Origin of the sequence: Streptomyces pathocidini, from assembly GCF_001418495.1 — a bacterium.
Taxonomy (GTDB): domain Bacteria; phylum Actinomycetota; class Actinomycetes; order Streptomycetales; family Streptomycetaceae; genus Streptomyces; species Streptomyces pathocidini.
The window spans coordinates 1-5,729 of sequence record NZ_LIQY01000033.1; the positions used below are offsets into that span (position 1 = coordinate 1).

The 5,729-nt window shown below is 70.5% G+C and carries 6 protein-coding genes; 5 read left to right on the forward strand and 1 reads right to left on the reverse strand.

Annotation, left to right across the window (positions count from 1 at the left end; all coding sequences use genetic code 11):
• Positions 1-2: 2 nt before the first annotated feature.
• From AOK16_RS02230 to AOK16_RS26975, 5 genes are all read left to right on the forward strand, one after another.
• Positions 3-1,169, forward strand: a complete 1,167-nt coding sequence (locus AOK16_RS02230) for a type III polyketide synthase (protein WP_079100972.1) — start codon at positions 3-5, stop codon at positions 1,167-1,169.
• 92 nt (positions 1,170-1,261) lie between these two features.
• Positions 1,262-1,804 carry an acetyl-CoA carboxylase biotin carboxyl carrier protein gene (locus AOK16_RS02235; RefSeq protein WP_055470504.1) on the forward strand — a complete coding sequence of 181 codons (543 nt, stop codon included), beginning with the start codon at positions 1,262-1,264 and terminating at the stop codon, positions 1,802-1,804.
• 364 nt (positions 1,805-2,168) lie between these two features.
• On the forward strand, positions 2,169-4,313 hold the full coding sequence (gene tap / locus AOK16_RS02240) for a telomere-associated protein Tap (RefSeq protein WP_055470505.1): 2,145 nt from the start codon (positions 2,169-2,171) through the stop codon (positions 4,311-4,313).
• A 10-nt stretch (positions 4,314-4,323) separates the two neighbouring features.
• Positions 4,324-4,878: a telomere-protecting terminal protein Tpg gene (gene tpg / locus AOK16_RS02245; RefSeq protein WP_055470506.1), complete on the forward strand. Its 555-nt coding sequence runs from the start codon at positions 4,324-4,326 to the stop codon at positions 4,876-4,878.
• A 129-nt stretch (positions 4,879-5,007) separates the two neighbouring features.
• Positions 5,008-5,181, forward strand: a complete 174-nt coding sequence (locus tag AOK16_RS26975; RefSeq protein ID WP_157859071.1) for a hypothetical protein — start codon at positions 5,008-5,010, stop codon at positions 5,179-5,181.
• Positions 5,182-5,447: 266 nt separating this feature from the next.
• Here the strand turns inward: AOK16_RS26975 and AOK16_RS02250 are convergent.
• Positions 5,448-5,729, reverse strand: a 282-nt coding sequence (locus AOK16_RS02250) for a carbohydrate-binding protein (RefSeq protein ID WP_338058464.1), incomplete at its 5' end; no start/stop codon positions are given.

The following is a 5,729-nucleotide window of genomic DNA, read 5'->3' on the forward strand; positions in this document are numbered from 1 at the left end:
AGATGTGTCTAAGAGCCAGCACCCCGCACTCACCCCCCGGCGGCCGCCCGGCCCGTGCCGGCTTGGACTCATCGTGTGGATCGCAGTCCGTTAGGAGGAGATCCATGGCCGTTCTCTGCAAACCGGCAATCACGGTCCCCGAGTACGTCATCACCGTCGAGGACACCCTGGAACTGGCCCGCAGGCTGCACAGCGACCACCCACAGCTCGACCTCGTCCTCGACCTCATCGCCCACACCGGCGTGCAGAAGCGGCACCTGATCCAGCCGATCGAGAAGGTGCTCCAGCATCCGGGTTTCGATGAGCGCAGCGCGGTGTACGAGGCCCAGACCAAGGAGCGCGTCCCGGCCGTCGTGCGCCGGGCACTGGATCAGGCCGAACTCGAGCCGCAGCAGATCGACTTGATCATCTATGTCTCCTGTACCGGCTTCATGATGCCGCCGCCGACGGCCTGGCTGATGAACACCATGGGGTTCAGGCCCCAGACGCGGCAGCTGCCGATCGCCCAACTCGGCTGCGCCGCGGGCGGTGCGGCGGTGAACCGGGCCCATGACTTCTGCATGGCACACCCGGGGGCCAACGTCCTGATCGTCGCCTGCGAGTTCTGCTCGCTGTGCTACCAGCCGACCGACACCGGTGTGGGAACGCTGTTGTCCAACGGCCTGTTCGGCGACGCGATCGCCGCTGCCGTCGTGCGAGGCAACGGGGGCACGGGAATGAGCCTGGAACACAACGGCTCCTACGTCATCCCCGAAACAGAGAGCTGGATCTCGTACGCCGTACGCTCCACCGGGTTCCACTTCCAGCTCGACAAGCGGGTGCCCGGCACCATGGAGCCGCTGGCCCCGGCCCTGAGCGCGCTCGCCGAAGAGCACCGATGGAACGCGAGCAAGCTGGACTTCTACATCATCCACGCGGGCGGCCCGCGCATCCTGGACGACCTGAGCCGCTTCCTCGACGTGCCCCAGGAAGCGTTCCGCTTCAGCCGGGCCACGCTCACCGAGTACGGCAACATCGCCAGTGCGGTGGTCCTGGACGCCTTGGCCCGCATGTTCGACGACGCCTCGGCCCTGGACGGCGACCGTGGCCTGATGGCCGGCTTCGGTCCCGGCATCACCGCCGAGATGGCGCTGGGCACCTGGACGTCGGACCCCGCGCCGGGTGAGTGAGCCCGCTCCACCACCATTACGCGAGGCGGGCGGTAGAGGATTTTCCGCTGTGCGACGCCGCAGGGGAAGAGACGCGAGGAGAAGGTGGGCCCGTGACAGTGAACGACGGCAAGAGGAACCACCACGACCTGGGTTACTCGCCCGTACCTGTCGGCCAGGCAGTCCAAGCGGAGACGACGCTGGAGTCGGTGTGCCGTCAGGTGAGGGAGCTGACCCGTTCCGCGCCGACACAGCCGCGCAGGATCAGACTCCGCCACGGACAGACCACCGTCGAGGTGCAGTGGCCGAACCCTGAACAGCCCCCCGGGCAGGCCCCCGCACCCTCCGCCACGGGTCTCCCGGCCGCAGCCGCGAACCATCCTCCCGGCCAAAAGCAGCGCCAGGAAGAGGAGCTGCGCTACGTGACGGCCGGCAGGGTCGGCACGTTCTACCGCTGCCCCGAGCCGGGCGCGCCGCCCTTCGTCACGGTGGGCGATGTGGTTCGGCTCGGGCAGACGGTGGGCCTGATCGAGGTGATGAAGATGCTGTTCCCGATCGAGGCGGACACCGACGGCCGGATCGTGGAGATCCTCATCTCTGACACGGCATGCGTGGAGTTCAACGAACCCCTCATCACCATCGAGCCGCACCTCTAGGCAAGCTCTCCGACTCGACGGGGCCTTCGTGGCCCACGGCTGCTGCTGCGGTCGGGCCGTGACCGGCATGACGGTGCGTCCGCGGCGGCCGACCGCGCGCCGTGGGCGCCGCTGCGCCCACCACGGCAATAAGCGCTGCGGCGACCTCGCCTGCACCGGTAGTGCGGTCACTGCCCGTAGTGCCGTTTTGAGGGGTTTTCACTCCCGGCACGCCCGCCAGAGCGGTGAGTTTGGCCGGTCCGGATCGGAGCTGAGCACCAGGCGCGCAACGCCGGACTCGCCGAGAAACAGCGAGTGAATCGCATGTGATCTATGCGCGATCGACGCGGGGTTTAGCTATTCTGGTCGACCGGAGGTGAGCGTCGTGCCCGAGGATGACCAACCCCTGTTCAGCGCGGTCGATGCTCTGCTGGAGCAGGTCCCGCAGACACCGCTGCCGGAGCCGGCGGAGCGCAGACGGTTGCGGGAGGCGGCTGGGCTGAGTCAGGAACAGGTCGCGGCCGCTCTGCGGACCCGGCGTGAAGCGGTGGGCAATTGGGAGGCCGGGCGCAGCGAGCCTCGGCCGCCGAAGCGCGCCGCCTACGCCCGGCTGCTGGAGGGCTTGGCCAACCGCTACCCGGCCGGCTCTCCACCCGAGCCTGCGGCGCCGGCGACCACCCCGGCTCCGCCCTCGCCACCGATCCTGGCCGCCGCCGCCCCGAAACCGGCCGATCTGAAACCGGCCGACCTGAATCCGGCTGAGCCCTCTCCGGTGCACGTGCCGGCACCGGCTGCCAAGGCGCCGCCGGCTCCGCGGCGCCCCATGGGCAGGCAAGCCGCACCGAAGGAACAGCCAGCCCCCGACCCCCGCTTCGCCAACGGCCCGCTCGCCGTGCTCGACGGCGACGGATCGGCGTACTGCCTCGGCGGTCTGATCCTGGACTGCCCCGCCAAGGACATCCCCTCGCTGGTCGACTGGACGCTATCCGAGGCGAAGCTGGGCGCCCCGAGGCTGCACCGCAACGGCAAGGACGCCGACCCGCTGGTCGTCCTCACCGCCGCGGCCGCCGAACGGCTCGGCCTCCCGGCCGTATTGGAGGACCGCCGAGGCCTGCGGCTCCCGGAGGACCACAAGGTCGTACGCCAGATCGCCAAGGCGAAGTGGCAGCTCACGCGCCGAGGCTTCGGCCCCTGGGCCAGGGTCTACCGCCCGGCGGCGGGCGGGCAGCGGCAGTGCGTGCAGTTCGCGGTCCTGCCATGGGGCGCGTTCGACACTCGCGCCTGGGGCGGCATCGACCAGCTGCCGCCACCCGAACTGGCCCACCTGCTGGGCGACTACGCGACCCGCGTCATCACCCCGCGCGGCTCCACCGCCGTCTCGGGCCTGGAGCTGATGACCGCGCTGCGCCCCCCGACCAAGGCCGTGAAGGACGAGGCGACGGGCGGTTGGGTGTCCGGCCCGAACCCCGGCGCGCTCACCGAGCCCTTGGACCCGGCGCCGCCCGAGGCCCCGGACGAGCACCCCGTCGTGTCCGCCCTGTACCCGCGCGGGCACCAGCGCACCCCGGACCAGGTCCTCGACGAGGAGGCATACGACTGGATCCGTGACCCGGAACTGCTCACGGACGAGGAGTGCGCGAAGCAGTACGCGGTGGGGGTCGACGTCAACATGGCCTTCGCCGCGGCCGCGAACCGGCTCGCCGTCGGCCTCGGCCCCGCCGAGCACCTCCACGCGCCGGTCTTCGACCCCAAGACCCCCGGCTCGTGGCTGGTCGACCTCTCCCACATCGACATCGACCCACGCCTGCCCAACCCCTTCACCCCACACGGCGGACGCCCCGAGGGCCCGGCCTGGTACGCCACGCCCACCGTCGCCTACGCCGCCGAACTCGGCCACCAGGTCCGCCCGGCGGAGGCCTACATCCGGCAGGACCGCGGCTCGTACCTGGACGCCTGGTACGCCCGACTCCGCGACGCCTACCTGGCCACCATGGAGCGGCTCGGCGTCACGGCGGGTGTGCCGGAGCAGGAGTTCCTGGCGGCGATGGAGCGGCACAAGGCCGTCGACCCGGGCCAGGCCGCCGTACTGTCCGCGATCAAGGCCACGGTCAAGGGCGGCATCGGCAAACTCAGGGAACGGCCCCAGGGCGCCCGGTACCGCCCTGGCGACCGGTGGCCCGCGCTCGAACGCCCGACCTGGCGCCCCGACATCCGCGCCGCCGTCATCTCCACGGCCCGCGTCAACATGCACCGCAAGATGCTCAAACTCGCCGACGGGGCAGGCCTGTTCCCGATCGCGGTCCTCTCCGACTGCGCCGTCTACCTCTCCGACGGCCCCACGCCCCTGGATTTCCTGCCCCGCACTCCCGAAGGCAAGCCCCTCCCGGGCGGCTTCCGCCTGGGGGTGTCCCCGGGGATGGTCAAGCACGAAGGCACCCAACCCCTCGTGTGGGCGGCCCAGTTGCTCGACGAGGGCCACAACCCCGCCCGCCACATCAAGGGCACCGACGCCGCACTCGACGGGGAATAGGGAGTAGTCGATGGGGAAGATCGGCGACGGGTTGGAGAAAGCCGACCAGCAGGCGTTCACCCGCCGACCGCCCAAGTCGACCCAGGCACGCGTCAAGTTCCTGGTCAAACAACTGAAGACGACTCGGGCTGTGGCCGAACTCCTCGGCGTCAGCCAGCGCTCGGTCGAACGCTACGTCACCGGCCAGCGTAAAAGTCCGCCCGCCCCGATCACCGAGCGCATCGACGCCGAGGTACGCCGCCGCTGGCAACCCGTCGTAAGGCAACGCGCCCGCCGCCAGGCCGCCACCGCGACCGGCATCACCGTCGAGACGCGCGCCCAGTTCGGCTACACCGCGGCACCCGGCTCAACCGACGACGCCCGCACCCGCCTGATCACCCAGCACCTGCCCCCCGACTACGCCGCCCGCCTCTTCGACGCCCAGGTCGCGGGCGCCACCGAGCGCCAGCTGGAGGGGATCGTCGCCGAGGGCCTCCAGGAGATCTACTTCAAGGACCGCGGCCGCCGCGCCCAGGGCCTGACCGTCGACTTCACGGGCATCGACTACATCGAACTGGACTACTGACGCCTTCCAACCGGCCCCTGATCCATGCCGGTTGAGGGTGTGCCACTCCGTGGACCCCTCCGCCGATCCGCGAGCCCGCCCCGTAGACTCGGGCGCGCTTTTGCCGGGTACGGGGAGAGGAACGGACCAATGCAGGAACCAGGACCCGCGATACGGCGCGCAGACACCGGCGACGCCCCGATCTACGAACGACTCGTCCGCGAGCTCGGAGACGTACGCGCCGAGGCGCTCGCGGCGATGAGGACGATGCAGGAAGTCGGCCACACCGTCGGCGGCAGCACCGCGTACCCCGCGGAGCGCTGATCTCGCTCCGCGAGTCCGGCCCTCGTCCACACCGGTGACGACCTACGGGGGTGGGCGGGCGCCCGCGCGCCCGCCCACCCCCGTCGTGCCTGGTCACCGACCACCCGTGCCCGTTACTGACCGGGAACGGCGTCCTCGCAGGTCACCCTCGCCGCCGGCCTACTGGCGAGCTGCAGGTGTTCGCAAAGCCGAGCGGCCCGGTCTGCCGCTCGGCTTCGTGAGCGGCAGACCAGGCCGTTGTTATCGGGGGTTATCGGGGCTTCAGATCAGCCCTTGACGGGGGCCCAGAGGGAGAGGGCGTTGATCCAGTTGGGGTCGCCGTTGCCCTGGTAGGACTGGACGCACTGGTAGGTGGTGCCGTTGTGGGTGACGCGGTCACCCTTGGTGTAGGCGGCGCGGGGGTCCCACGTCGGCAGGGTGGGGTCACTCGGGTCACTGGGGTCGCTGGGGTCACCCGGCGTGGTGGAGTCGGCGACTGTGATGTTGTGCTTGGTCGGAGTCGACATCACCTTGTCGATCGTCTGCACCGCGCTGAGCTCCTGGGCGCC

Bases quoted from the DNA above. Each gene is read 5' to 3' on its own strand.
- tpg (WP_055470506.1), top strand. From the start codon at position 4,324: ATGGGGAAGATCGGCGACGGGTTGGAGAAAGCCGACCAGCAGGCGTTC.
- AOK16_RS02230 (WP_079100972.1), top strand. From the start codon at position 3: ATGTGTCTAAGAGCCAGCACCCCGCACTCACCCCCCGGCGGCCGCCCG.
- AOK16_RS26975 (WP_157859071.1), top strand. From the start codon at position 5,008: ATGCAGGAACCAGGACCCGCGATACGGCGCGCAGACACCGGCGACGCC.